The organism is Oceanobacillus sp. FSL W8-0428 (assembly GCF_038004405.1).
In the GTDB taxonomy this organism is placed as follows: Bacteria; Bacillota; Bacilli; order Bacillales; family Amphibacillaceae; genus Oceanobacillus; species Oceanobacillus sojae.
In genome coordinates, this window is record NZ_JBBORB010000001.1 from 4,460,595 (window position 1) to 4,486,110 (window position 25,516).

22 protein-coding genes are annotated in these 25,516 nt (G+C 37.3%); 3 read left to right on the forward strand and 19 right to left on the reverse strand.

Annotated elements, in window-relative coordinates:
• Positions 1–178: 178 nt before the first annotated feature.
• The 13 genes from MKY30_RS21495 to MKY30_RS21555 all read right to left on the reverse strand — a co-directional run bounded on the left by MKY30_RS21495 (position 179) and on the right by MKY30_RS21555 (position 17,266).
• Positions 179–991, reverse strand: coding sequence for a cell division protein FtsQ/DivIB (locus MKY30_RS21495; protein ID WP_147209618.1), 813 nt, complete (start codon positions 989–991; stop codon positions 179–181).
• Between the two features lie 537 nt (positions 992–1,528).
• Positions 1,529–2,665 carry a stage V sporulation protein E gene (spoVE, locus tag MKY30_RS21500; RefSeq protein WP_147209619.1) on the reverse strand — a complete coding sequence of 379 codons (1,137 nt, stop codon included), beginning with the start codon at positions 2,663–2,665 and terminating at the stop codon, positions 1,529–1,531.
• Positions 2,666–2,793: 128 nt separating this feature from the next.
• Positions 2,794–4,143 carry a UDP-N-acetylmuramoyl-L-alanine--D-glutamate ligase gene (gene murD, locus MKY30_RS21505; RefSeq protein ID WP_341085343.1) on the reverse strand — a complete coding sequence of 450 codons (1,350 nt, stop codon included), beginning with the start codon at positions 4,141–4,143 and terminating at the stop codon, positions 2,794–2,796.
• Complete coding sequence (gene mraY, locus MKY30_RS21510; RefSeq protein WP_147209621.1) at positions 4,143–5,123, reverse strand: phospho-N-acetylmuramoyl-pentapeptide-transferase; 981 nt, start codon at positions 5,121–5,123, stop codon at positions 4,143–4,145. Before mraY ends, murD begins: the two co-directional genes overlap by 1 nt.
• Positions 5,124–5,435: 312 nt before the next feature.
• The gene (locus MKY30_RS21515) at positions 5,436–6,791 is read right to left on the reverse strand and encodes a UDP-N-acetylmuramoyl-tripeptide--D-alanyl-D-alanine ligase (protein WP_341085344.1); all 1,356 of its coding nucleotides are present in this window, start codon (positions 6,789–6,791) and stop codon (positions 5,436–5,438) included.
• 3 nt (positions 6,792–6,794) lie between these two features.
• Positions 6,795–8,276, reverse strand: coding sequence for a UDP-N-acetylmuramoyl-L-alanyl-D-glutamate--2,6-diaminopimelate ligase (locus MKY30_RS21520; protein WP_341085345.1), 1,482 nt, complete (start codon positions 8,274–8,276; stop codon positions 6,795–6,797).
• Positions 8,277–8,436: 160 nt separating this feature from the next.
• Complete coding sequence (locus tag MKY30_RS21525; protein WP_147209624.1) at positions 8,437–10,371, reverse strand: stage V sporulation protein D; 1,935 nt, start codon at positions 10,369–10,371, stop codon at positions 8,437–8,439.
• A 502-nt stretch (positions 10,372–10,873) separates the two neighbouring features.
• The gene (locus MKY30_RS21530) at positions 10,874–13,138 is read right to left on the reverse strand and encodes a penicillin-binding protein (protein WP_147209625.1); all 2,265 of its coding nucleotides are present in this window, start codon (positions 13,136–13,138) and stop codon (positions 10,874–10,876) included.
• A gap of 17 nt (positions 13,139–13,155) precedes the next feature.
• Complete coding sequence (gene ftsL, locus MKY30_RS21535) at positions 13,156–13,542, reverse strand: cell division protein FtsL (RefSeq protein ID WP_307725835.1); 387 nt, start codon at positions 13,540–13,542, stop codon at positions 13,156–13,158.
• Complete coding sequence (gene rsmH, locus MKY30_RS21540; protein WP_147209626.1) at positions 13,527–14,507, reverse strand: 16S rRNA (cytosine(1402)-N(4))-methyltransferase RsmH; 981 nt, start codon at positions 14,505–14,507, stop codon at positions 13,527–13,529. The genes ftsL and rsmH overlap by 16 nt, the downstream gene beginning before the upstream one ends.
• A gap of 20 nt (positions 14,508–14,527) precedes the next feature.
• Positions 14,528–14,959, reverse strand: a complete 432-nt coding sequence (mraZ, locus tag MKY30_RS21545; RefSeq protein ID WP_147209627.1) for a division/cell wall cluster transcriptional repressor MraZ — start codon at positions 14,957–14,959, stop codon at positions 14,528–14,530.
• Positions 14,960–15,154: 195 nt separating this feature from the next.
• On the reverse strand, positions 15,155–16,783 hold the full coding sequence (bshC, locus tag MKY30_RS21550) for a bacillithiol biosynthesis cysteine-adding enzyme BshC (RefSeq protein WP_147209628.1): 1,629 nt from the start codon (positions 16,781–16,783) through the stop codon (positions 15,155–15,157).
• A gap of 102 nt (positions 16,784–16,885) precedes the next feature.
• The gene (locus MKY30_RS21555) at positions 16,886–17,266 is read right to left on the reverse strand and encodes a DUF3397 domain-containing protein (RefSeq protein WP_147209629.1); all 381 of its coding nucleotides are present in this window, start codon (positions 17,264–17,266) and stop codon (positions 16,886–16,888) included.
• A 363-nt stretch (positions 17,267–17,629) separates the two neighbouring features.
• On the opposite strand from MKY30_RS21555, the gene MKY30_RS21560 reads away from it, so the two are divergent.
• Positions 17,630–18,112, forward strand: coding sequence for an N-acetyltransferase (locus MKY30_RS21560; RefSeq protein WP_147209630.1), 483 nt, complete (start codon positions 17,630–17,632; stop codon positions 18,110–18,112).
• Between the two features lie 249 nt (positions 18,113–18,361).
• Here the strand turns inward: MKY30_RS21560 and MKY30_RS21565 are convergent, their stop codons facing one another.
• The 3 genes from MKY30_RS21565 to MKY30_RS21575 all read right to left on the reverse strand — a co-directional run bounded on the left by MKY30_RS21565 (position 18,362) and on the right by MKY30_RS21575 (position 19,723).
• Complete coding sequence (locus MKY30_RS21565; protein ID WP_156986036.1) at positions 18,362–18,829, reverse strand: Myb-like DNA-binding domain-containing protein; 468 nt, start codon at positions 18,827–18,829, stop codon at positions 18,362–18,364.
• A 144-nt stretch (positions 18,830–18,973) separates the two neighbouring features.
• Entirely contained in the window at positions 18,974–19,147 is a 174-nt protein-coding gene (gene rpmF / locus MKY30_RS21570; RefSeq protein ID WP_077601073.1) for a 50S ribosomal protein L32, read from the reverse strand.
• A 45-nt stretch (positions 19,148–19,192) separates the two neighbouring features.
• Entirely contained in the window at positions 19,193–19,723 is a 531-nt protein-coding gene (locus MKY30_RS21575; RefSeq protein WP_147209632.1) for a YceD family protein, read from the reverse strand.
• A 312-nt stretch (positions 19,724–20,035) separates the two neighbouring features.
• Here MKY30_RS21575 and MKY30_RS21580 point away from each other — a divergent pair, with 312 nt between their 5' ends.
• Positions 20,036–21,241, forward strand: a complete 1,206-nt coding sequence (locus MKY30_RS21580; RefSeq protein WP_156986034.1) for a nucleotidyltransferase — start codon at positions 20,036–20,038, stop codon at positions 21,239–21,241.
• Between the two features lie 166 nt (positions 21,242–21,407).
• On the opposite strand, the gene MKY30_RS21585 is transcribed toward MKY30_RS21580, so the two are convergent.
• Complete coding sequence (locus MKY30_RS21585) at positions 21,408–22,433, reverse strand: SepM family pheromone-processing serine protease (protein ID WP_156986033.1); 1,026 nt, start codon at positions 22,431–22,433, stop codon at positions 21,408–21,410.
• A gap of 437 nt (positions 22,434–22,870) precedes the next feature.
• Here MKY30_RS21585 and ylbJ point away from each other — a divergent pair, with 437 nt between their 5' ends.
• Entirely contained in the window at positions 22,871–24,079 is a 1,209-nt protein-coding gene (gene ylbJ, locus MKY30_RS21590) for a sporulation integral membrane protein YlbJ (protein WP_147209635.1), read from the forward strand.
• A gap of 156 nt (positions 24,080–24,235) precedes the next feature.
• Here ylbJ and coaD read toward each other — a convergent pair whose 3' ends face one another.
• Both coaD and rsmD read right to left on the reverse strand, forming a co-directional pair.
• On the reverse strand, positions 24,236–24,715 hold the full coding sequence (gene coaD / locus MKY30_RS21595) for a pantetheine-phosphate adenylyltransferase (protein ID WP_147209687.1): 480 nt from the start codon (positions 24,713–24,715) through the stop codon (positions 24,236–24,238).
• A 3-nt stretch (positions 24,716–24,718) separates the two neighbouring features.
• Complete coding sequence (rsmD, locus tag MKY30_RS21600) at positions 24,719–25,288, reverse strand: 16S rRNA (guanine(966)-N(2))-methyltransferase RsmD (RefSeq protein WP_147209636.1); 570 nt, start codon at positions 25,286–25,288, stop codon at positions 24,719–24,721.
• Positions 25,289–25,516 lie beyond the last annotated feature (228 nt).

Consider the following 25,516-nt stretch of genomic DNA (forward strand, 5'->3'; position numbering starts at 1 on the left):
AAAATATGCCTGTGATATTTTTACTGCCACGTTATCCTTTGTATAGTCTTTAATTCTAAAAGAAAATGAATAAAAAATAAACATATTTTATGCTTATTTTTTCAAGTAACCTATTTCTATAAAAATCGACAGTATACCATTCGTAAAAAAAGGATGATATATGACTTTATTCTGCAAATTATTCATTTCCTGTTTCTTCATCTTCTTCCATATCGTCTTCGATATCTACTTCTTCCATCTCATCTTTTTGGAAGGATTCAAAATAGACGCCGACCCCAATATGAATTATACCACTATCTCCCTCTTCAAGCTGAGAAACAATTGACGGGTAGTAATCCAATTTATCAAACATTTGGTCCGCTTTACCCTGTACCAGATAACCATCACTCATATATAGTGTAATAAGTGAGGCTTTTTCATCTGTATCTGAATCATTCCGTTCAACTTCAGAAATCATATTAAAAATACTCGGACGAACATCCTTCATTTCTCCGGCCAGCTCTGTTAATTGCTCTTCATTAAATCCTGCCATTAATGGAGCATTGCTTAGAGAATCCTGTGCATTTTGCTGGATAACTTGGCCGTCCGCCAGAACTGGATAATACTCCCTGCCCTCCTGGATATAACCAAGAACAGGCTGCTCCTCCACCTCAATTACTACAGTACGGGGAAAGCTTCGGGTAATAGATGCTTGTTCAATGACAGGATCATCTTCTATTTTTAATGCAGCAGAAGATGCATTCATAGACCAAATATTTGATCCTTCTGTTAAGCCCGATTCATCTATTATGTACTCATCCGTTAAAAATATATTACCGTTTACTTCAATCGACCGTATCTCACTCAATGGAGATTGTAAATAAACAATAATAGCAATGAGAAAGAAAAATATAGATAGATAAAATATTAATCGCCTGTTTGCTTTTTTCTTTCTAGCTTGTTTCAACTTTGGGATTCGATCCTCAATAGAAACGATATTTTTATCACTCATCTCCATTTCTTCCTTTACCCATTATTTTCAGAGAATAAAACTGTATGAGTCCATTCCCTCGTATTTACAAAAATTATATCACAAATTAAGGTGCTACACGTAGTTGACTTCGATTGTTTATAAAGTTTTTTCCTTTTTTTTAGAAAAACTCTAGCAGATCCAGCTAAAAAACAAGAATTGCAGCGTTGTAACGTGAAATCTTTAGTAGATTATCTATAAATAATAATCCACACAAAACAATTTTCTAACCGAAAAAACGATTTGTTCAAAACTGTAACTGAAATGAAAGTATAACTATGATTATGAAGCTGGCTGACGAAGGAGAAACATGGAGACTCTTGTGGGAAAGTGCAAAAAACGTTGTCCCAGCACTGAAATGACATACGCTTTGCATCGAGGAAATGAGTTTGTGACCGGCGGAAACATATTATTTTCCGCCGCTTAAGGTTACTCATCCTGCAATAATCTGCAAAATCACCTGATGATATCTGATTTATCATCGATAAATTTTAATGCAGATTCTTATTTCCTAATAGTTTAAATGATTGGTTTCGTACTTTTCTCCATACTTTTGGCATGTCTGCTGATACTTAGCAGAATACCTACTGCACAGAGAGTCAAGGTTAACGAAGAACCCCCATAGCTGAGAAAAGGAAGTGTAATTCCTGTAACTGGAATCAATCCTATAACAACACTAATGTTAATCATCGCTTGTAACGCCAGCATACCTGCTACTCCAATTGCTAACAGTCTGCTAAATAAATCCGGTGCTTCAATTGCAATTTTAATTCCTCTCCATAATAACAGAAAAAACAATAGAATAGTTGTACAACCTCCAATTAAACCTAATTCTTCACCAATTATAGAAAAAATAAAATCAGTCTGCGGTTCAGGAAGATAAAAATATTTTTGCAAGCTATTACCTAACCCCAGTCCCATCAGCCCCCCTGGTCCAATAGCATAGAGAGATTGAATAATTTGAAATCCATGCCCTAAAGGATCCTCCCATGGATTCAAAAAAGCTAAAATCCGGTTAATCCTGTAAGGAGCAGAAGCTATCAATCCAATAAATCCGAGTACTCCAATACCTGCTAATCCAAAGAAATGGGACAGCCTGGCTCCGGCTACAAAAAGCATAATCATGCATGTAAGCACAAGTACCATTCCTGTACCTAAATCAGGCTGAAGCATAATTAGACCGAATGCTGTAAAAATTAAAAGCAGACACGGTAAGAACCCCTTTTTAAAAGAAGTAATATATTTTTGATGGTCAGACAAAATAGATGCCAGAAAAATGATTAGTCCCAGTTTCATAAATTCAGATGGCTGAATACTGAATGCACCGATGCCAATCCAGCTTTGTGCTCCTCCGCGAACCATTCCAATTCCCGGAATTAGTACAAGTATAAGCAGAGCAAAGCAAGCAAATAGTAATATTTTTGCATACTTTTTCCACATATAATAGGGAAAATAAGAAATAACAATCATCCCAATAAATCCGATTCCAGCAAATAAAAGCTGTCGTTTCAAGTAATAAAATGAATCATTAAACTTATACTCTGACCAGATATAAGATGAACTATAAACCATCAGCATACCCAGACATAATAGGATTACAATTATTCCAAATAATATTTTATCCACTTTATTTTGATTTTGAATGAATTTATGCAAAAATACCCCTTCTTTCCATGAAATTAAACTTTGGAAATAGGGGCATTTTTTAATATGCTATTAACTAATCGGCTTGTCCGAATTTGTTTATTATTGTTATTTCAGATCCATTAATTTGCTCAAGCCCCTTAGTTTATTGTATGAACGGCTTGGACAAATATGTCTCCTCTTTCTTCAAATGTTTTATACTGATCCCAGCTTGCGCATGCAGGAGAGAGCAACAGAATATCTCCTGCATCTGTTAATGCAAATCCGATCTTTGCAGCATCATCAACACCTTCTGCATGCTTTATTACCTGGACGCCAGCCTCTCTTCCTATACGTTCTAATTTTGAAGCAGTCTCTCCAAATACAACCATTGCTTTTACATTTTTCAAATGAGGAATAAGTTCATCGAATTCATTCCCACGATCCAGCCCGCCTGCAAGCAGAACAATTCCTTTTTTAAAAGAATCCAGTGCTTTTTGAGTGGCTAATATATTCGTTGCTTTAGAATCATTGTAAACATAACGGTCTTGAATCATTCCAACAAACTCTAAACGATGCTTCACACCAGAAAAAGTTCTTAGGACATGCTGAATTCCTTCATTTGTTGCTCCATTTAGTTTTGCTGCTGCAACAGCTGCCAGGATATTCTCCAAATTATGCTTCCCGACCAGCACGATGTCTTCCAATGCAATAATTGCTTCATCGAAAAAGCATACATGCGTTTCATTTGCCCAGGCACCTTCCTGTTGCAGGTTTTTGGTTACAGAAAACGGTATTTTTTTTGCATTTGTATGAGTCACTCTTTCTTTAAGAGTAGAGTCATCCGCATTATATACAAGATAGTCATCCGCCTGCTGATTTTTAAATATATTACATTTTGCATTTACATAGCTTTCCAGATCACCATGATAATCCAGATGAGCTTCAAAAATATTTAACAGCACTGCTGTAGTGGGACGGAATTCTGATATTCCCTGCAATTGAAAAGATGACAGCTCAATAACCATTTTTTCATCTGCTTGCATTGTTTGTGCCACTTCTGTCGCTGCAATTCCAATATTGCCGGCAAGTTTCACATTGCAATCACTATATTTCAGCATCTCTGTAATTAACGTCGTAGTAGTTGTTTTCCCATTTGAACCAGTAATCCCTATGACTGGCTGTTGCGTTAAGTAAGACACAAGCTCTACTTCTGTGATTACAGGAATATTTCTCCTTATAGCTTCTGCGATAATCGGATGATCATAGCGGATGCCGGGATTTTTGACCACTACCTCTATCCCCCCTAAAACACTTAAAGGGTGAGAGCCAAGTACAAGGTGTGCTCCCTTTCTTTGAAGCTCCTGTACAGAATCATCGTCATAGGATGCCGCCTGATCATTCACTGTTACATCTTTACCACCGTCCAAAAGAACCCTGGCAGCAGCCGTACCGCTTCGAGCTAGCCCTAAGACAAGCACTGTTTTTGGAAATTGTTTCATTGTATTCATTACATACCCACCTCAATATAAATTGCAAGAATTGCAAATAGGAGACCAGCAAACCAGAACGTTGTAACGACTCTCCACTCAGACCATCCTACTAATTCATAATGGTGATGTAACGGACTCATTTTGAAAATACGCTTTCCAGTTGTTTTAAAGGAAATGACCTGGATAATTACGGATAACGTTTCAATGACAAACACACCGCCAATAATAATTAATAAAATCTCCAGTTTCAAAAGTATTGCAATTGCCGCAATAGCTCCGCCTAGCGCCAATGAACCTGTATCTCCCATAAATACTTTGGCAGGGTGTGCATTAAATACTAAAAATCCCAGTAAAGCACCAACTACTGCTAAAGAAAAAACTGTTACCATATCGTTAGGCACGCCATACCATGCAATAATTGCAAAAGCACCGAATGCAATTGCGGCTGTACCAGCCAATAAACCATCTAATCCGTCTGTTAAGTTAACAGCATTGGAAGCTCCTACAAGCATTACAATAATAAGAATTGCATAGAACCAGCCAATATCAAATTGAAAGGATGTCCCCGGAATTGCAATCTCTGTTGAGAAATCTTGTCCGCGTAAAACAAAATAAAATATAAGTGCAATAATAATTTGCCCAAATAGCTTCTGTTTCGATGTTAATCCTAAGTTTCGTTTCATTGCTACTTTTATATAGTCATCTAAAAATCCTAATAGACCATAGCCGAATAATACAAAAAGTAATAACCATAGTTCATAGCCTATTCCACTGTCCGTTCTCATTCCCATGATCAGTGATGTAATTACAATACTGAAAACTATCATAATTCCGCCCATTGTCGGAGTTCCTGATTTCTTTTGATGAGATTCAGGGCCTTCTTCTCTAATACTTTGTCCAAACTTTAATCGTCTTAAAAAAGGGATAAAAATTGGAGATAGAAGAACTGTAATAAGAAACGCTACTGCGAGTGTAATTAATAAACCTGTAATATTCATTTTCTCTCCACCTCATTTGTAACCTTCTATAGGTGTGGTTAAAAAAACACGATAGAATCAGTGCAATTCTCATGGGTTTTGTTCTTTAACTCCCAAAATACCGCACTGATTCCATTTCCTGACTGTTTTAAACACGCCTATAAGATGTCTTTAAGTACCTGTTCAAAAAGTCCGATAAATAGGACCAAGAAGTTCACGGCGATTGGCATTTTCCGAACGGAGCGTATACTTTATAATACGTGAGTATAGGAAAATGTCAGTCAACGCAGAAATTCGCCATGTCATCTTTATTGGACTTTTTGAACATCCTCTTTAACATAATTGCTCTAAAAATGTTTCAAATTTCATTCCTCTTGATGCCTTCAACAGGATAAGGTTTTCTGGTTGCAAATATTTTTCTACATGACCCGCAAGTTCATCTTTGTCTGCTAAATGTACAGCAGGCAGCTCAGGAAGCTTCCTTTTCAGCTCATCATGTATGTAATAGGAATTATTTCCATACGTATACACAGCTGTAATCTCAGAATTAATCACATCTGCAATACCCCGATGGAATTCTTCCGCATAATCACCAAGCTCTAAAATATCACCAAGAACAAGAATTTTATGCTGATATCCTTTCATTTCTTCTACAACTTGAATGGATGCTTTCATAGATGCAGGTGAAGCATTATAAGCATCATTAATTACTGTAATGCCTTTTTGGCCAACATGCTTTTCAAAGCGCATTTTTGTCATCTCTAATTGCCCAAATGCTTTGTGTATTGCCTCGGATGTTATTCCCAGTTCATAAGCCAGCTTAATAACATAAGCTGCGTTTTTCGCATGATGCCTTCCCAAGAGCGGAATTTGATAGGATTCCTCGCCAATCTCGAAAGTAGTTACTGTTTCTTCAACTGCTATATTGCTGACAACGACATCATTATTCTCACCAAGTCCCACTAGTGTTTTACGAACTGGTACAACGGCATCTGTTAAAAGAGATTCATCTCCGTCAATAATTAACATACCCTCCGGTTTTATCCCTGAAACAATTTCTAATTTTGCTTTGGCAATTCCCTCTTTAGAGCCCAGATTTTCAATATGCTGTCCGTCAATATTTGTAATTATCGCTATATCAGGTTCGCCTATATTACTTAAAAGCTCTATTTCTCCAAAGTGATTCATGCCCATTTCCAAAATCAGCACTTCTGTCTTCTGGTCCATAGATAAAATCGTTAATGGAAGTCCAATATGATTATTGAAATTCCCTTTTGTTGCATGAGTTTTAAAGGTTGTCTGCAAAACAGCTTTTGCCAGATCTTTTGTAGTTGTTTTTCCATTTGATCCAGTAATGCCGATTACAGTCGGATTAACTTCCCTGCGATAAACAGCTGCAAGCTCCTGCAATGCTTTTACTGTATCCTCTACAAAAAGAACCAGAAGAGAGGAAGGGAGATTTTCAGGCAGCGGTATTTCTCTTTGCCAAAAGGTTGCTACTGCTCCTTTTTCTACTGCTCCGCCAATAAATTGATGCCCATCAAACCGTTCACCGGAAATAGGTACGTATAGCCCATTATGAGAACCAGTACGACTGTCTTTAATCACTTCATGAATTTCTAAACCAGCTGGTACACTCCCTTGATGCTGGGGGAATAATTCCATTAATTGTGTTGCAGTAATCAACATGCCTTACTCCCCTTTCTCTTTAATTGCTTCCCTGGCAACTTGACGATCATCAAAATCATATTTTGTTTTGCCAACAATTTGGTAAGTTTCATGCCCTTTACCTGCAATTAGAATAATATCGTCTTTTTGAGCCAGCTCTACAGCATGCTTAATTGCTTCTGTACGGTCGACAATCACTTCAAAGGCTGCTTCTTTATCAGATAAATGATTTGTCATATCGTCCAAAATTTGCACCGGGTCCTCTGTACGTGGATTATCCGATGTAAATAACGCGTGATCTGCATATTTCACAGCAACATCTGCCATTAACGGACGTTTAGTACGGTCCCGGTCACCTCCGCACCCTACAACAACATAAACTTTACGCTTCGCAAATTCGCGGCTGGTTTGCAAGACATTCTCCAAGGAATCAGGAGTATGTGCAAAATCAACAATCACAGAAAAATCCTGTCCTTCACTAATTGGTTCAAACCGGCCGTCTACTCCTGTGATATCCTCCAGAGCCTCTTTAATCACTTCTAAATCTATATCAGATGCGATTGCAGCGCTGCTTGCAGCAAGCATATTATACACATTGAACATTCCAATTAAATGGGTTTTAATATGTGTTGTTCCGATTGGAGTCACAAGATTAAATGCTACACCGGCAGGAGATAACATAATATTTTTTGCCATAACATCCGCATCCTGCTTACAGCTGTATGTAATCACCTGCTGGGCTGTACTGCGTTTTAATAAATCACTGGATTCATCATCCTCATTGATAATAGCACATTTCTTCTTACCTTGATGATAATCATTTCCTAATCCTGAAAAGAGAAGACTCTTCGCCCGCAAATAATCATCCATATCTTTATGATAATCGAGATGATCCTGTGACAGATTGGTAAAAATACCAATATCATAATCACAGCCAAAAACTCTTCCCATGTCTAAGGCATGCGAAGAAACTTCCATAATGACCTGATCTGCTTCCTTTTCCTGCATTTGATGAAAAATACGATTCAACTCTAACGCATCAGGTGTTGTGTTAGCTACCGGGAATGTTTCATTACCGATTTTTACCTGGATGCTTCCAATAATACCAGATTTCTTACCCTGTTTTTCAAAAATAGTATCTAACAGGTAGGTTGTTGTTGTTTTCCCGTTCGTACCAGTAACACCGATCAGCGGGAATTTTGTTGTTGGGTAATCGTAATATACTGCTGCAAGCATTGCTAAAGCACGCCCTGTATCCTTTACGCGGATGAGCGGGATATTCCCGTCAACATCCACGTCTTTGCAGATAACTGCTGCTGCAGCTCCATTGTCTATTGCCTGCTTTAGAAAGTCATGACCATCTACGGTATAACCTTCAATGCATACAAACAAGCTCCCGGATTTTACTTTTCTGGAATCCATTTCTACATTTACAATTTCTATATCCTGTATTGATTCTGTTGTCTGATAGAATCCTATTCCATCTAATAATTCTATAAGTTTCATTTTTACACCCTATTTCTATTCTTTTCCCTTTAATGTATTCTCAACCAATCTTTGGTTTAAGAGGGTTGCCGAATAAGTTTTTACTTCAGAAAAGCTACTGTTTACATTTTTATATTTGTAGTAAAGATAACAGAATCTATTATAGCAAATTTTTTAGGATTTAACGATCATTTTCATGACCTAAAAATAACCGGATGGTACTTCCAGATTCTAGCATTGTTCCCGCTTTTGGTGACTGATCAATAATTTCGTCTCCTTCGCCATTTACTTCAATGGAAAGATCTAAAGGATACTCGGCCAATTTATCCGTACTATCTCCAATAAAATCCGGTACTTCAATTTTAGGCTGGTCTGGCCAGGCATATTCTTTTTCTAATCCGTCTGTACGCTTCTCTACACCCATTGCCCGCAGACTGTCATCAATAATTGTTCCGACTACAGGTGCAGCAACAACACCACCAAATTGAATCGTATTTTTAGGATTATCGACAGCCAGATAAACGACAATTTCAGGATCGTCCGCAGGCGCAAAACCGATAAAGGATACAATATAGTTATTTTCTAAATAACCGCCGTTTGGGCCTACCTTTTGAGCTGTACCCGTCTTACCGCCAACACGATATCCATCCACATAAGCAGGTCTTCCCGTCCCCTGTGCAACGACTGTTTCTAATGTTTCCCGAATCGTTTCCGATGTATCCTGTGAGATTACCTGCCCCTTCAAATTGGGCTCATAGGATTCAACAACTTCTCCGGTTACAGGGTCAACCCATTCCTTAGCAATCATCGGCTCATATAAATAGCCGCCGTTTACTGTGGCAGCAACAGCCATCACCTGTTGAATGGGTGTTACAGATACACCCTGTCCAAAGGAAGTAGTCGCTAATTCAACTGGCCCTACATTTTCCGGTTTAAAAAGAATCCCGTTTCCTTCCCCTTGTAAATCAATTCCTGTCTTTTTACCAAATCCAAAGGCATCGATATATGAAAAAAGCTTTTCTGTTCCAATCATTTGTCCTAAATTTACAAACCCCGGGTTACAGGAATTTTGAACAACCTCGAGATAGGACTGATCTCCGTGTCCTCCACGCTTCCAGCAATGGATTGTTGCTCCACCCACTTTAATATCACCATCATCATAAAATCTATCTTTCTCTAAATCAACGACACCTTCTTCTAAAGCAGCTGCTAACGTTATAATTTTAAATGTTGATCCAGGCTCATACGTACTCCAAATAGGCAGATTTCTCCCAAATATAGAAGCATCTACATCCTGATAATTCTCCGGATCAAAATTCGGACGGCTGGACATCCCCAGAACGCCGCCTGTTTTAGGATCGACCGCAATTGCCATCGCTCCGTCTGGATTATATTCAGCTACAATTTGGTCCAGCTCTCTCTCCATAATTGTTGTTACTTTATTATTAATCGTGGTTTTCAAATTCAAGCCATCTTTTGGAGACTTGTATTCGTCCGCAAGCTGATCTAACCTTCCTCCTTTTGCATCTGAGTAAAACGATAAGCTTCCATTCTCACCTTTTAATTTATCATCATAGTATAATTCAAGCCCCATCAATCCCTGGTTGTCTATGCCAGTAAATCCTAACACATGTGATAAAGCACTGTGATTTGGATAATGTCTTTTTGAATCCTTCGCTAAATAAACGCCATCTAAATCTAACTCCCTGATCGCCTGCTCCTGCTCATTATTAATTTTAATACCCTCTGGTCTCACCATTACACTCATAGAATTTTGTGTAACTAATTCCATCATTCTTTCAATCGGCACATCGAGGATTTCCCCCAAAAGTTTGGCAGTATTTTCAGGTTCTTTAATTTGCCGCGGCATTAATAAAACAGTAGGAGCAGTTACATTCTCTGCAAGAATCTCCCCTTCCGAATCAAGAATATAACCTCTTTCTGCAGCAAATGTTATATCTCTTGTCCATAAATCATTGGCACTGTCTGATAAATCATCACTTAATACAAGCTGAACATAGGCCAGTCTTGCAATAATAACAAGGAATACAAGGATCGCAAATAAAAAAACGGTGACAATTCGTTTTTTTATTATAATTGTGGATGCGCGTTTCATGAAAGAACTCCTTTCATCGTGCTTTGTATCCACTATATGAATGAAAAAAATGGAATAGAACAAGCTATCTTTTATAGTTTCCATCTGTATATTTCTATAACAAGCCTGCTGCTCTTCTAAATTTCATCAAGCAAAACGCGATTATTTCATCCAACTCCATCAGGATATGACTCCTTTCATTCGCTGTAGTAACCTAATTGAGCGCAGACCAACCACGTAGACTCCTATGGGAACAGGGCGAGCTGAAGATCCACTTGAAAAGCGGGTTTCTTTTCAAGTTAGCTGAAGCCGTCCCCATGGAAAGCGTAGTGGTTGGTCGGAGCGGTGCTATACATAATTTCCATTTCAACAGAAAGATGATTTAACAACATGCAAGAAGGATAATATAGAACATGTTCATCCTGGAATAGGAAGGTATAGATGCTTATTCTCAGATGCAAAAGTTGCGTTTACAAACAGAAAAAAGCTTGCCGGAAAAGTAATTACTTTTTCGGCAAGCTTTTTATTCTTCTTCCGAACCTTCGTCTTCTGCTGTATCCTCTTCATCATTTTCAGTGTCTGCTTCATCATCTTCACTATCACCAGATGGTGTATCTCCAGAAGGTACTTCTAATTCAAAGCCTAAATAGTCACCTTCTTGAATTGGTTTTCCAACCTCAATGCTTTGGGAAGTAACATAACCATTACCAAATCTTTCTGTCTGTAATTGCAACATATCAGCAAATTCCATCACTTCTCTTAATGACCAGCCTGTTAAATCTGGCATTGTTGGTTCATCTGTAAGTAATAGAACTTTTTCGTTTGGTAATATTTTATCTCCCGCTTCCATATTGCTTGAAATAATTTTTTCTCCTTCACCAATTACAATTGGCCGGAGACCTTTTCCTTCCAAATCAGTCTGAATATTTTCTGTAGATTCATCCACTACTTCTGGAAATTCTACTTCATCAATACCGTCGGATTCATTTTCATCTGGTTCTACATCTAAATAATGGAGACTATTTTCTACCACATTGTTAAAAATAAATGAAAGAGGTGCCGAACCTGATTCTGTATCCTCGAGTTCCGGCTGCTGGATAGATACATAAACCATTAATTTAGGGTCATCCATAGGAGCCATTCCTAAAAAGGAAAACACGTAGTTCTCTCTTCCAGTTAAATAGCCGCCCCCTTCAGGATTTGGCATTTGCGCTGTTCCTGTTTTACCACCGACAATATAATCATCTAACTTATATGGTGCACCAGTACCATTCTCATCATTTACTACGGAGGTTAGCAATTCTCTCATTTGTTCTGCTGTTTCCGCTGAAATCGGCTGACCGACATATTCCGGCTCCGTTTCTTCCATAACATTTCCTGTTGTAGAATCGACAATCTTGTCTACAACATAAGGCTTTACCATTTTCCCGTCATTAACAACCGCTGAAGCAGCTTTCATTTGCTGGATAGGAGTAACTGTTGTCCCCTGCCCAAAGGCCGTTCTTAATTTTTCTGAAGGCCAATTATATTGAATACGGCCGACAGCTTCATCAGGAAGATCAATCCCGGTGGGATCTTCAAACCCAAATGCCTTAATATATTCATAGAATTTATCTGCTCCAATGTCCTCCCAAAGTAATTTAGAAGCAGCTACGTTGGAAGAACGCATAAAACCTTCATCATAAGAAATTTCACCCCAGCCTTTACCCTGGTTATGATCTCTGATCTGCTCAATTCTCTCATTAGGCTGGTATGTTCCTGATTCAAATGTCTCTTCACCATTATAGACTCCCTCTTCAATGGCTGCTGCCCATGTAAAAATCTTGAAGGTAGAGCCGGGTTCAAAAGGAGAAGAAATCGGATCATTATACCAATTTTCAACATTATCAGGACTATTCGGGTTAAAACTTGGACGTGTACTCATCGCAAGAATTTCACCAGTTTTTGGATCCATAACTATTGCGTTCATCTTCGCAGGATTATATTGTTCATCTACTTGAGTCATTACATCTTCTAATAAAGTTTCAATTTTTTGATCAAGTGTTAAATAAACAGCATCTCCGTCTTCCGGCTCTTGAATTATTTCATCAGGATCCAATAGCTTCTTGTTATACCGGTCACGCTGATAAGAAATATACCCATCTTTCCCGCCAAGAACTTCATTCATGACATTTTCCATGCCAGTCACACCAGTAATGTTATGTTCGATACCATCCTCAGTTTCTTCCTCTATCTCACGGGCAAAACCAATAATATGCGACGCAAACATACCATTTGGATAATAGCGCATGGGTTCTTCATCAAAGTAAATTCCCGGAATTTCTGTATCCTCTATTTCCTCTTTAACCTGCTGGGAAAGCTGACGTCCCAACTTTCCAAACTCAACCTGAAATTTCCCTGTATTAACTGCATCATCCAATATACTTTTTATTTCACTTTCATCCACTTCTAAAATAGGCGCCAGCTTTTTTGCTGTTTCCTCTGTATTTGAAACATGCAGGTCTTTTGGTGAATTTTCTGAGTAAGCCTCATCCAATACAGCATACATGCGATATGCAGGGCGGTCATAAGCTAAAACCATGCCATTTTTATCCATGATTTGCCCGCGTTGCGCTTGCATTGTAAAAGAAGCCGAACGCTGCTTCTCTGCCCATTCGTCCAGCGCAACCCCGCTAACTTCACCTGTTGCCTGTATATACATAAACCTTCCTGCAATTACAAGGAATAGAGCAACAAAAATTAGCGTATAAACGCCGGCCATTATGTTTGCCGTCTTATTTTTTTTCATTTTAAAGAAACCCCTTGCTAGTTGTTAACTGTTTCTGCTTGTTTCACTTCCGAATTTTGGATTTTCAATCCATTTTTCTCCGCAATATCAGTAATTCTTTCAGGGCGCGATAATTCTTCCTTCTCAAAATTTAAATTTTCATTTACAATTTTTTGACTGTTTATATTGTTTTCTAATTGCTGCATACCACGATTCAAAGTATCTGTTCCAGAAGCAAAAGAGACGATTCCAATTCCAAATGCTAAAATTGCTGCACTTGTGACGGAATAAATCACTTTTTCTCCTTTGGTAATCCAAGGTGTTTTCTTTACCTTTTTGACTACTGTTTGGGATTCTTCTTGGGGATTATATCGGGGGTTTACTTGCCATTTTCTTGCCTGGTTTTCGCTCATCTCTTTTTCCACCCTTCTTCATAACGGAAATCATTATTCCATTCATTTATTTTTTCGACGATCCGTAATTTCGCTGAACGTGAGCGTCTATTTTCATCCAGCTCATCCATTTGAGCTATAACTGGTTTTCTTGTTATCAATTTAAAAGGAGCCTGATGTGATTCTGGTACAACAGGAATTTGTCTGGGTACAGGTTTATCTGTACTCCACATTTTAAAAGCCTGTTTACAAAGACGATCTTCCAATGAATGGAATGTAATTACTGCAATTCTTCCACTTTCAGCTATTACCTCAGCAGCCTGATGAAGTGCCTGATTAAATACTTCCAGCTCATCATTTACAGCAATACGTATTGCCTGAAAAATACGTTTCGCCGGATGCCCGCCTTTTCTGCGGGCAGGTGCAGGGATAGCATCTTTAATAATTTCTACTAATTCTCCAGTTGTTTCAATTGGCTTTGTTTCTCTTGCCTTTTCAATCTTTCGGGCGATTCCCTTGGAGAATTTTTCTTCACCATATCTGAAAAAAATGGATACCAGCTGTTCATAAGTCCATTCATTCACAACTTCAAAAGCAGAAAGAGACTGGGATTGGTCCATACGCATGTCCAACTTTGCGTCCTGATGGTAACTAAATCCCCTATCAGCCTGGTCCAGTTGTGGAGAGGACACTCCCAAATCAAATAGGATTCCATCAACATGTGTAACACCCTGTTCTGACAGTTTTTCTTTCAATCCCTGGAAGTTTGAATGTATAAATACAACTTTATCCTGATACGTACTCAAATTCTCCTTTGCAGCCTTTAAAGCATTTGTATCTTGATCGAAGGCAAAAAGCTTGCCATTTTCATTAAGCCTTGATGCTATTTCTAAAGAATGACCGCCTCCACCGACAGTACAATCAACATAGATACCATCCGGCTTTATTTCTAATCCTTTTATTGTTTCTTCTTTTAAAACACTGTAATGTTCAAACATCTAAAGCCACCAACTTCTTCTTAAATATCAAAATCCAACAGGTTTTCAGCGATCTCTGCAAATGATTCTTCAGATTCTTCCACATACGTATTCCAGTGATCGCTAGCCCAAAGCTCAACACGATTCGAAACACCAATCACACTGCAATCTTTTTCCAGATTAGCGTACTCTCGCAGATTTGCAGGAATGTTTATTCTTCCCTGTTTATCTATTTCACATTCCATTGCACCGGAGAAAAAGAAACGTGTAAAAGCACGAGCGTCCTTTTTAGTTAGTGGAAGCTGTTTTAACTTTCCTTCCAAAACTTCCCATTCATGCTTGGGGTAAGCGAATAAACATTTATCAAGACCGCGCGTCAATACAAAACTTGCCCCTAAGTCTTCTCTAAACTTAGAAGGGACAATGATTCGTCCTTTTGTATCAATGCTATGCAGGAATTCTCCCATAAACATAAAGACGCCCCCCACTTTCGTAAATTCATAATACCACATCCCCCCACTATGCTCCACCATTTCTTCAAAAATATTTTATATCCTTCATTTAAAGCTTCTGAATTCCTTTTTAAAAACCATAAAAAAACTGTCATATCAATAGATAGACAGTTTTTATAAAAAATATAAACTTGTGGTGGGGACTTGTGGGGGAATTTACTCAACCACCCAATGTCCGATTTCCATATCAAATGGAAATGCAGTCAGCTGCGAAATAATTTCTATACCATATTGATTTAATAAAAATAACGGATTCCAAATACGTTCCTGCAGACCTCCATATGGATGAAGTACCTGTTCCAACTGATTAAATTCATTTAATTCCCGAGAATGCTTCTTCTCAAATTCTTTATGAAAACGTTTATTCATAAATCGAATATCCTCTAATAGATAAGTTAAATTCTTTTTACTTAGAGCCTGTATGTCATCACCCATTTGATCAGCCATATTCTGAATAGGCAGATGTGCTTCTTTAATTTTTTCAATTACTCCATCCGTTACCCGATCTATTTCCTGTCGTCCGTTCGTTCGCATATACTTCTTCCTTGTTGCCTGGACACCATTTAATATAACATCTTTAACAGTCAACTGATATTTTGTTAATATCTTTTTCGTAGAAGCGTCCAGAAACGTGAATGAAAGCCTTGGAACCACTGGCGGCATTTGCAAGTTCATTGCATGAAAACCCGATTTCAATGCTGCCCAATAAGCTATCTCGCCAGGTCCAGCTATAAAAGCCAAAGTAGGAAACATATATTCCTGCATGATCGGTCTAGTTACGACATTATTACTCAATTTCCAAGGTGTATTTCTGGCAATATTCATCAATTCCTGTTGCGTAAAAGAAATTTCCTGCTGTTTTCCACTCCAGCTTCCATTTTCAGCTGCTTTCAACAAAATTCTTCCTTGCATATCATCATGGTAAAATAAATTCCCGTCTGATTTTTCAGCATCTATAGCAAGTGGGTACTCAAGGCTTTCTAATTCTTTTAGAGTTTCAGCCACAGACTTACTAATTTGCGATTGTTTCTGAATCAATTCCCGAAAACAATCTTTCTCCAGCTTACGGAATGCAGGATTTCCAGAATCCACGAGGACAATCCCATGATTTTCAAACAATACAAAAATAAGACGTGCAAAGAAATCAATATAATTAGCTGCTTGATCCTCTACTTCTTGAATCAGCGTACAAAGTTCTTTTGTATGTGCTGTTTCCGGCAATGCTTCAAAAACAGCTGCAATCCACTTTTGCAATTCCTGCTTATCCAATTCCAGTTCTGAAACAGACTTCTTTCCAGCATCTGTATCTCTGGTATGAAACTTTAATTTTTTAAAGTCTCCGTCTTCTTTTGGACAGTGGATATGATTTATTTCCTCAAAATCATGATCTTCTCCAGCGATCCAAAATACTGGAATAACAGGTGTTCCTAATGCTTCTTCCTGCTGTTTCGCTAACTGAAGAATAGAAATAATTTTATTAATCGTATAGATAGGGCCAGTTAAGAGACCTGCTTGCTGGCCGCCAATGACAACTGTACTCTGCGTATCATTTAAGCGGTCAATTTGCTTTAAAGTTTCTTCTGGAGCTCCCCATTCCTTATTTAATTTATGTAATACATTTGTCAATTCATTTCGATTAAACTCTCTTTCTGATACATCTTGCAGCCGTTTATGAAAATCCTTATATGGATGGTAATCAAACAATTTTGTTATATTATCTGCTTCATTTTTATAATCAGCTACCAACTTATTAGCAGCTGGCAAAGTTAATGGATTTATTTGCATATCATTTTCCCCTTATATCGAATTGGATACATTCCGTATTGTACAGAAAAAACAGTAATAATCAAACTAATCTGCTTCCAGAGGAAATTAATTGGAGTTTCCTTACGATAAAACCTCAAAGATGATATAAATGAAGCTTAAAATAATATACGCAGAAGAAAACAATAAAAAGGCACTTCTCCAAACAATTTTAATTGCTTTGGAAACTTCTATTTCTGTCTGATTTCGATATTGATGAATTAAGATCCCCGCCAGACTGATTAAGAACAACAGGATAATCCATCCGAAAAAACTTTGGTCAAATAAAAGCTGTAATAAAATGCCGACACCTAAAATAAAAAATATCGCTGACCATTGGACAGCATTATGTACCGCTTTCCACGTATGTTTTTTAGTAAGCTTTGTTATCCAATATGCCAAAAAAGTAACAATGAATGGAAATGCAATAAAAAGAGCCAGTGTATAATAAATATAATCTCTCATTCTTTCCCCCCTGCCTAAGAAAAACCAAGAAAATCATTTGGTCTTTAAAATACTGATGTTCTTGCCGAGGAGATGTCCGCTACGGAAAGCGTAGTGTATTTCTGGGATTGCGATTACTCACCCCATAAAAACCGTTGGAGCGGCTATCCTCAGCATTTTATACTTTCTTACTCTTAAAAAAAACAAATAATTCCTAAAAAAGATACATAGATGTGATTTATTTTAGCTGATTTCGTAGGAAAATAACAGAAATAATTTTAAATTTGTCTCCTATGTATTATAATTTAGACAAAGAAGGAAATCCACATTCATCTTTAAATGTTCTTAATGAATAGGATACTACACTATGCAGGAGGAGTTAATATGGGAAATATAAAGATAGAAAATTTACTCATCAATTTTAAAACACTGGAAAAATTTAAGCGTTTTCGCGAATACGGTAATCAAGAATTGACGATGATGGAAGATTTGGAGAATAAGATTATTGAGAATAATAGTAAATCCCCTTTTTACGGAATCTATATTGGTGATAACTTAATAGCCAGAATGAGTTTGTACGAAGTGAGTAAGAAATATGATTTTTACTTTGAACCTTCGCAGGATTATCTAACATTGTGGAAATTAGAAGTACTTCCTGACTATCAAGGGAAGGGCTATGGAAAAGCACTTGTAGATTTTGCCAAAAGCTTTAATCTCCCTATCAAAACAAGTCCGAGAATTAACTCACATGGTTTTTGGGAAAAGATGCACTTTATCAAGCCGCATTATGAAATGGAACGTGATTTGGGAGAAAATCCATTACTCTGGTTGCCTGAAGGCGTTGAAGAAAAAGACACGAAGCAATAAGCTTCCTGTCTTTTTTTTTTCATATTTAGAAAGTATAAAAATCCAGCGTACGTTTTGGTGGGATAAGCAATCGTAGTTCCAGGCACAGCCCTAGACCCATAGAAATATTTCCAGTTAGTAACATTTCAAAATGTACATCGTAAGAATTGAATAGCTGTAACCCTGACCGGTTAAATTTTAAAAATAGTTTTTATAAATGCGTGTTAACAAAAGATTTGAATTAATTCCCAGAAATCAGGGCGAAGCGGTTTACAATCGGGTCTTTTCAACATCCTCTATAAGATGATTTATTTTCCCCCATACAGTTTCATATACTTCAATCCTCTTTTTTAAATCTCTATTTTCCTGAAGGGCTTCATTTAATTCTTCACGTTTCACAAAATCTTCCTGCTGCGGCATATCTGTCCGCATTTTTTCTAGCAGTTGAATGGCAGTATCAATAGAATGAATGGAGGAAGTTTCTATTGCTGGATAAGTGATTCGCTGCTTTAACCCTGCTTTTCTTTTTTCTTTTGCAGCTTGAACTTGCTCCTGACATTGCTTCCTTATCTTTGCATTCCAACGAAATCCGCATGCTGCTGCTGTTCTGGATAATTTTTCGGCAACTTCTTTAAATGCTTCTAATTGTGTTCTGCCTTCCTGGATACACTGTAATACTGTATCTGCTAATAATCTGTCTTCTTCTTCCGTCCAAGCATCCTGTCTTGTATCGTTCATAACATACCTCCTAATAGGGTTTGCTATCAATGTATGCAAAAAATAGGTATGCTAGAATCGTTTTATATTAAAATTATCCAAATCACTTCATTTTCCCCATAAAAAAACAGACCACGAATTGTGATCTGCTTTTATTATTTGGGATTAGTTACTTACAACTTCTTTTCCATCATAATGTCCGCAAGATTTGCAAACATGATGAGGTTTTGTTAATTCACCACAGTTAGAGCATTCTACCATACCAGGTACGTGTAATTTTTTATGCGTACGGCGTTGGTTTTTTACTTTTTTGGAAGTTCTTCTTTTAGGTACTGCCATGACTTACACCTCCTTCAAAATGAAAGTAAAACTTGAATCAGATTCTTATTTTTCTTTCTGGTTATTATTAAGGAGAGATTCCAATTTTTTTAGTCTTGGATCGATGGACTTCTCTTCCTTAGTTTCAGATACAAATTCCCAGTCCTTCCCACTAGAAGGAGCTGCCTCATCCGAATCAGCGTTATCAGCAAAAACGCGGAATGGAATTTCCAATAATATATTTTCCTTGATATATGGTGTTAAGTCAAGAACTTCTCCCTGAATTGGATGAATTTCTTGTTCCTGTTCTTCTCTTCCATAATAAGCAGACGCAGAAAAGACCTCGTTTGCATCTATTTGAAACGGATAAGGAACGTCCACCAATGTACGGGCACAAGGGAGTGTCATTTCTCCTTTTAAATGAAAGTTCACATAGAACTCTTCACCATGCATGGTTATTTGCCCTGTCACATGCACTGGAGAAATTTTACGAATATCATTATTCATCATTTCCAGTTCTGTCACATCTGCTTGGCCATCAAAGAAATACGGCTCATTTACGGAACCTTTTCTAATCTGATTAATAGTTAATTTCATTAAAATCACCTCTAGGCAACAAGATAAATGATAAAAGAAAATGCCACGTTTGTCAATATATTTTCTTTACAGAAGTAGTATTACCTAACAAAATAAGTACAAAACGTCAGCTAAACTCATTTTCACAGCAATTTTCCCTTATATCATCCTTTTGCTTTTATTATTATTACTGTTATTATTTTAATGCTTAATATGTATGAAATTATAACCTTTTTATAAGTGAATATCCAAACATAATACATATATTTTCGTAACTCTGTTTACAGCTCTGAATATGTTAAAATAGAATTACTTAAAAATAGAGGTGAGTGCATGAAAGCTTGCGGTTTAGTTGTAGAATATAACCCTTTCCATTATGGGCATCAATATCATTTAAAACAAGCAAAAGAAAAAACAAATGCTGATTGTGTCATTGCTGTTATGAGCGGGAACTTTTTACAGCGTGGCGAGCCAGCTATTATGGATAAATACAGCCGGGCCAAGGCAGCAATTCTTGGGGGAGTCGATCTGGTTATAGAGCTGCCTTATGTTTATGCTGTTCAGTACAGCGATTATTTTGCCAAAGGAGCGATTGACATCCTCTATCATTCTGGAGTAAATTCAATATGCTTTGGCAGTGAATCTGGAAATATCAATTCTTTTTCAGATGCTTATCTGCTCAAAAAACAGCATCATGATCAATATGAAGCTCACGTGAAAACATACTTAAATGAGGGATATGCATACCCTGATGCAGCAACAAAAGCTTATCAAAGTATTTTTGGCATTTCTAGTATACTTGATGTGTCCAAACCAAATAATATATTAGGTTTAAGTTATGTTCAGGCAATTAAAGACTCTCAGTATCCTATAAAGCCTATTACAATTAAACGTATTCAGAATAATTATCATGATACTGCAATCACAGGGAATATTGCCAGCGCGACAAGTATCCGTAAAGAAGTGCTTAAGAATCCTTCTGCCTCTGAAACGGCGGCAGAAACAATGCCGGCAACTACTTTAGATATTCTAAAAAGTTATAAATATGAAGCAGGCTGCTGGCACGATTGGGAGTTATATTTTCCTTTTTTAAAATATCGTGTGGAAACGATGACTTTAACGGAACTGCAACAAATAGAAGGCATTATAGAGGGTCTTGAACATCGAATCGCACGTACCGCTTCAGAAGCTTCATCTTTTCAAGAATGGATGACTGCTTTAAAAACAAAACGGTATACATGGACTAGACTTCAGCGTATATTTGTTCATATTTTAACTAACAAAAAAAAAGAAGAGAATATGCTAGCAAATAATATTGGGTACATGCGAGTTCTTGCTATGAATAAAACTGGACAAGCTTATCTAAATCAACAGAAAAAGCAAACTGAGCTGCCATTTATTACAAAAATTAATCAAATACAGCATCCATTCCTGCAAACAGAAGAGAGAGCTGCCAAAGCATATTACAGTGTCTTGCCCGGCAGTAAACATCGTAAATTCTTTTTACAGGAAATTAAATCTCCGATAATTATTAAGTGAAATTCTTTTCAGCAAGAGTTTTCGTTTTCTTCCATTGGATGGTATTACAGAAAATATTTGCTGTCGGAAATCGTAATTACTTGTCCTATCAAAGAAATTGATTTGTGCTTAATTTTTAAAATAAAAGGATTTCCGTATCAAGGTATGATACGGAAATCCTTTTATTTTATTCATCAGCGATGCTCTCTAAATACTCAACCGCATCTTCAAAAGTATCTACTGGAACGATTTCCATATCTGTTCCTATACTTTCTGCAGTCTCAGCCGCCACTTGATAATTTGAGCCTTCACGTCCGCCTTCATTTGGAGCAAAGAAAATGTCGACTCCCTCTTTGTCGGATGCTACGACTTTCTTGTCTATGCCGCCGATCCGGCCAACATTTCCATCATAATCAATTTCACCAGTTCCACCAATTTGTTTGCCGTCAGTTAAATCTTCTTCTACTAACTGGTCATAAATCTCTAATGAAAACATTAGTCCTGCACTTGGACCGCCTATACTGCCGCTGGAAAAATGAATTTTTGGATTTACCGTAACTTCCCGGTCTGTCACAAGATTAATTCCAATTCCTATACGGCTGCCTTCATCATCTAACGGTTCTAACGCCATATCTGCTGTATGCTCTTCATCATCTCTTTCATACATAACAGTTACAGTATCTCCCGCTTCTTTCCCGTCAATATAATTAATCAAATCTTGAGATTCATGGACTTCTGTATCATCAATCCCAATAATCCGGTCGCCGCTTTCTAATTTACCTTCTGCAGGCAGTCCTTCCACTGCGGCAACTACATATACACCATTGTAAGAAATATCTATATCTTTATCAGCCGCTTCATAAGCGACCACTGTTGCAGCTTCCTGAGAGCTTTCCATCACTTGAAGCTGTGCAGCCATATAATCTTCCTGGGTCATTCCTTCCGGGAATACCTGATCTAACGGTAGAATATCATGATGCGGTAATAATAAAGCAGCGGCATACAAAACGGGTGTGGCCTGCATTCCGCTGACAGTTACTAAATGCATATCACCTTCACTCAAATAGCCGTCTTCCACTTCTACAATAGGATCTAACGGGTCAGCTCCACCTGGTTTTTGTATATAATACGGTAATTGATAAACTCCTAAGAAGTAAACAATTAATACAACTGCTAATAAACCTATAACTCTCTTTTTCGATAAACGAAACACTTGTTATTCCCCTTCCTGGCACCCTTACTAAAAATATATCTATGGCATATTTTCATATGGTATTCGCGTATATATATCGTATATAACAAATTTATCACAGTGTAACTGGCTGTAAGAACTCCCTCTTCAAGGATAGAGAATAAATGAATATTCTAAACGGAAGCCGGACAGCCAGTAACATCCCGATTGGTTCAAGGGTCTTTAGGGAGGTCGCTTTCTGGTCATACCTTTAGGTACATACCCTTGTAGTACCGTCAATCAGCAGGGCAAAAAGAAAACCCCGCTGATTAAAGTTTCACTTTATTTTATTAAAATTATACATCGGACAAGCTAGCATTATTCTACTACTTCCCACAATAATTGTACAGAGTGGATACTTCATTAAAGAAAGTATAGGCAACATAATGACACTTTCTTTCTAATAGGGGGACATCAGATTGAAGCAAAAACTAAAAACACTCGGCTATGCTGGCATATCAATTTTTTTATGCCTCAGTTTAATACGGTTTCCAGATCAGGCATTAGAGGCAGCTATCCGCGGATTAAATATGTGGTGGGAGGTTGTGTTTCCGTCACTGTTACCATTTTTTATAACCGCTGAGCTATTGTTAGCATTTGGAGTTGTTAAATTTTTAGGTGTTTTATTTGAACCGATTATGAGGCCATTATTTAATATACCTGGCGCCGGCAGTTTCGGATGGATCATGGGAATGGCAAGCGGTTACCCGACAGGGGCAAAAATAGCAGCAAGGCTCCGGGAAGAAAAACAAGTAACACAGATAGAGGCGGAAAGATTGGTATCCTTCACAAATAACTCCAGTCCTCTCTTTATATTCGGAGCAATTTCTGCAGGCTTTTTTTATAACATTAAGCTGGGTTTGCTGCTGGCAATTTGCCATTATTCAGCAAATACCATTGTCGGAGTCATCATGCGTTTCCATGGGAAGAAACAGGAACAGCACTTGACCAAGAAAAAAAGATATCCATTTTCACTGAGAAGAGCATTTCAAGAGATGCACCGAAACCGCTTAAAGAATACTCGCCCCTTTGGCGAAATATTGGGAGATGCAGTACTAAATTCGATCCAGACACTTGTTATGGTCGGTGGTTTTATAATTTTATTTTCTGTATTGATCAAACTTCTTTTTCTGATGGATATAACACCGATTATTGCATCTTTTATTGAACCAGTTCTTCCTATTTTTGAAATGCCAAAGGAACTGGGCCTGCCGTTCATTTCAGGGTTATTCGAAATTACTGTTGGATCGAACTTAATATCGCAGGTAACAACTGATTCTTTATTACAAAAAGCAATTTTAATCAGTTTCATCCTTGGATTTAACGGATTATCCATACAAGCACAGGTTGCCAGTATTTTAGCTAAGACAGATATCCGTTTCTACCCATATTTTTTAGCACGGCTCTTACATGGCACAATCGCTGTCATTCTAACCATTTTATTATACAAGCCATTATATCTTGATCGAATCGTTATCAATTCTAATGAAATTCCTGCTGCAACAATGCAAGATTCCTCGATTTGGATGAATACTTACTTTTTTTTACAGAGTATTGGCCCATCAATAACAATATTAAGTTTGGCAGCAGCTTCCTTTATTATTATCTATAAAATAAAAAAGAGATAAATTATATTCTTACTGCACAAACAAAAGAGAGCCGGATAAATCAGGCTCTCTTCATTGTAAAATAGGAATAAATATATCCACTGTATGAATTGCATTTTTTCATGTCAGTAAGTTTTAGCTTATATGTAATAAACAGAAATCATGCATTCAACATTTTTATTTAAATTTCTCCTTAAGCGCCTGCTCCACAACATCTGGAACGAGACCAGAAATATTCCCCTGATATTTAGCAGCTTCCTTTACCATGCTCGAACTTAAGAAAGAATATTTTGTATTTGTCATCATAAATAAGGTTTCTACATCTTCATTTAACTTCCGGTTCATCGAGGTAATCTGCATCTCATATTCAAAATCACTGACTGCACGCAATCCTCTGATTACAGCTGTCGCACCTATTTCTCTCGCATAATCCATAAGTAATCCGCTGGAAGAATCCACTCGTACATTGGGGAGATCCTTTAATGATTCCTCTAATAACTGTTTTCTTTCTTCGACAGTGAAGAGTGGTGATTTAGATTGATTATTAAACACTGTAACTACTACCTCTTCAAAAACTTTTGCACCGCGACTGATAATATCTAAGTGCCCGTTTGTAACTGGATCAAAACTCCCGGGGCATATCGCTAGTTTTCTCATCATTCATGCTTCCTCACTTTCTTCGATTTGGTAAATAGTAACTTGAACTAAGCCGCCATAATCTGCTTGTTTCACTGCTTTTAAAGATTTATACGTATTTGGCAGCATGTTAGACTTATCATGCTCACAATATACAATTGCATTCTTTTTAAGCATTTGATTATCGAGAAGGTAATCAAGTAATTTTAAATAGTCTTTATTTTTATACGGCGGGTCCAGAAGTACTAAATCGAATTGCAATTCACGTTTCGCAATTGCCTTTAAAGCACGCTGAGCATCATTTCGATATACTTCTGCCTGCTTTTCTAATTTTAGTGTTTTCAAATTCTCTTTAATGATTTGTATTGCCTTTGGATGCTTGTCTACAAAAATCACCTTAGACATCTCTCTGCTCAATGCTTCAATTCCAAGTGATCCGCTTCCAGCAAATAAATCTAATCCCAATCCGCCTGAAAAAAAAGGACCCATTATTTGAAATACAGCTTCTTTTACTTTATCAGTAGTTGGCCTTGTAGACTCGCCAGCAACACTTTTTAAACCTCTTCCTTTATGTATTCCAGCTATTACACGCACTCCAGGTCACCTCAGCTCTTTTTGGCTCGTCAATAGTCTACCACGATTCTTAGCTTTAGCAAATTATTTTATTTTGGGATGTATATTATTTTTTGCTTTGTCTATAATAACATAATGATTCAGCTAAACATGATTTAGTTGAAACGGAAGAAGGCTTATTCTTCCCCATAAGCTCTTCATCCGGTTTCTCCTCTCCCTTTAGCCTTTTATTTTTATTTAAAAATAAAA

What these genes read in the sequence shown, in the direction of transcription:
- MKY30_RS21520 (WP_341085345.1), bottom strand. Translation starts at nt 8,276, where the DNA reads ATGAAACTTATAGAATTATTAGATGGAATAGGATTCTATCAGACAACA.
- MKY30_RS21560 (WP_147209630.1), top strand. Translation starts at nt 17,630, where the DNA reads ATGGGAAATATAAAGATAGAAAATTTACTCATCAATTTTAAAACACTG.
- MKY30_RS21515 (WP_341085344.1), bottom strand. Translation starts at nt 6,791, where the DNA reads ATGTTGATTACTGCAACACAATTAATGGAATTATTCCCCCAGCATCAA.
- mraY (WP_147209621.1), bottom strand. Translation starts at nt 5,123, where the DNA reads ATGAATATTACAGGTTTATTAATTACACTCGCAGTAGCGTTTCTTATT.
- MKY30_RS21530 (WP_147209625.1), bottom strand. Translation starts at nt 13,138, where the DNA reads ATGAAAAAAAATAAGACGGCAAACATAATGGCCGGCGTTTATACGCTA.
- MKY30_RS21580 (WP_156986034.1), top strand. Translation starts at nt 20,036, where the DNA reads ATGAAAGCTTGCGGTTTAGTTGTAGAATATAACCCTTTCCATTATGGG.
- MKY30_RS21575 (WP_147209632.1), bottom strand. Translation starts at nt 19,723, where the DNA reads ATGAAATTAACTATTAATCAGATTAGAAAAGGTTCCGTAAATGAGCCG.
- MKY30_RS21495 (WP_147209618.1), bottom strand. Translation starts at nt 991, where the DNA reads ATGAGTGATAAAAATATCGTTTCTATTGAGGATCGAATCCCAAAGTTG.
- murD (WP_341085343.1), bottom strand. Translation starts at nt 4,143, where the DNA reads ATGAATACAATGAAACAATTTCCAAAAACAGTGCTTGTCTTAGGGCTA.
- MKY30_RS21525 (WP_147209624.1), bottom strand. Translation starts at nt 10,371, where the DNA reads ATGAAACGCGCATCCACAATTATAATAAAAAAACGAATTGTCACCGTT.
- MKY30_RS21565 (WP_156986036.1), bottom strand. Translation starts at nt 18,829, where the DNA reads ATGAACGATACAAGACAGGATGCTTGGACGGAAGAAGAAGACAGATTA.
- mraZ (WP_147209627.1), bottom strand. Translation starts at nt 14,959, where the DNA reads ATGTTTATGGGAGAATTCCTGCATAGCATTGATACAAAAGGACGAATC.
- rsmH (WP_147209626.1), bottom strand. Translation starts at nt 14,507, where the DNA reads ATGTTTGAACATTACAGTGTTTTAAAAGAAGAAACAATAAAAGGATTA.
- MKY30_RS21555 (WP_147209629.1), bottom strand. Translation starts at nt 17,266, where the DNA reads ATGAGAGATTATATTTATTATACACTGGCTCTTTTTATTGCATTTCCA.
- coaD (WP_147209687.1), bottom strand. Translation starts at nt 24,715, where the DNA reads ATGAGAAAACTAGCGATATGCCCCGGGAGTTTTGATCCAGTTACAAAC.
- rpmF (WP_077601073.1), bottom strand. Translation starts at nt 19,147, where the DNA reads ATGGCAGTACCTAAAAGAAGAACTTCCAAAAAAGTAAAAAACCAACGC.
- bshC (WP_147209628.1), bottom strand. Translation starts at nt 16,783, where the DNA reads ATGCAAATAAATCCATTAACTTTGCCAGCTGCTAATAAGTTGGTAGCT.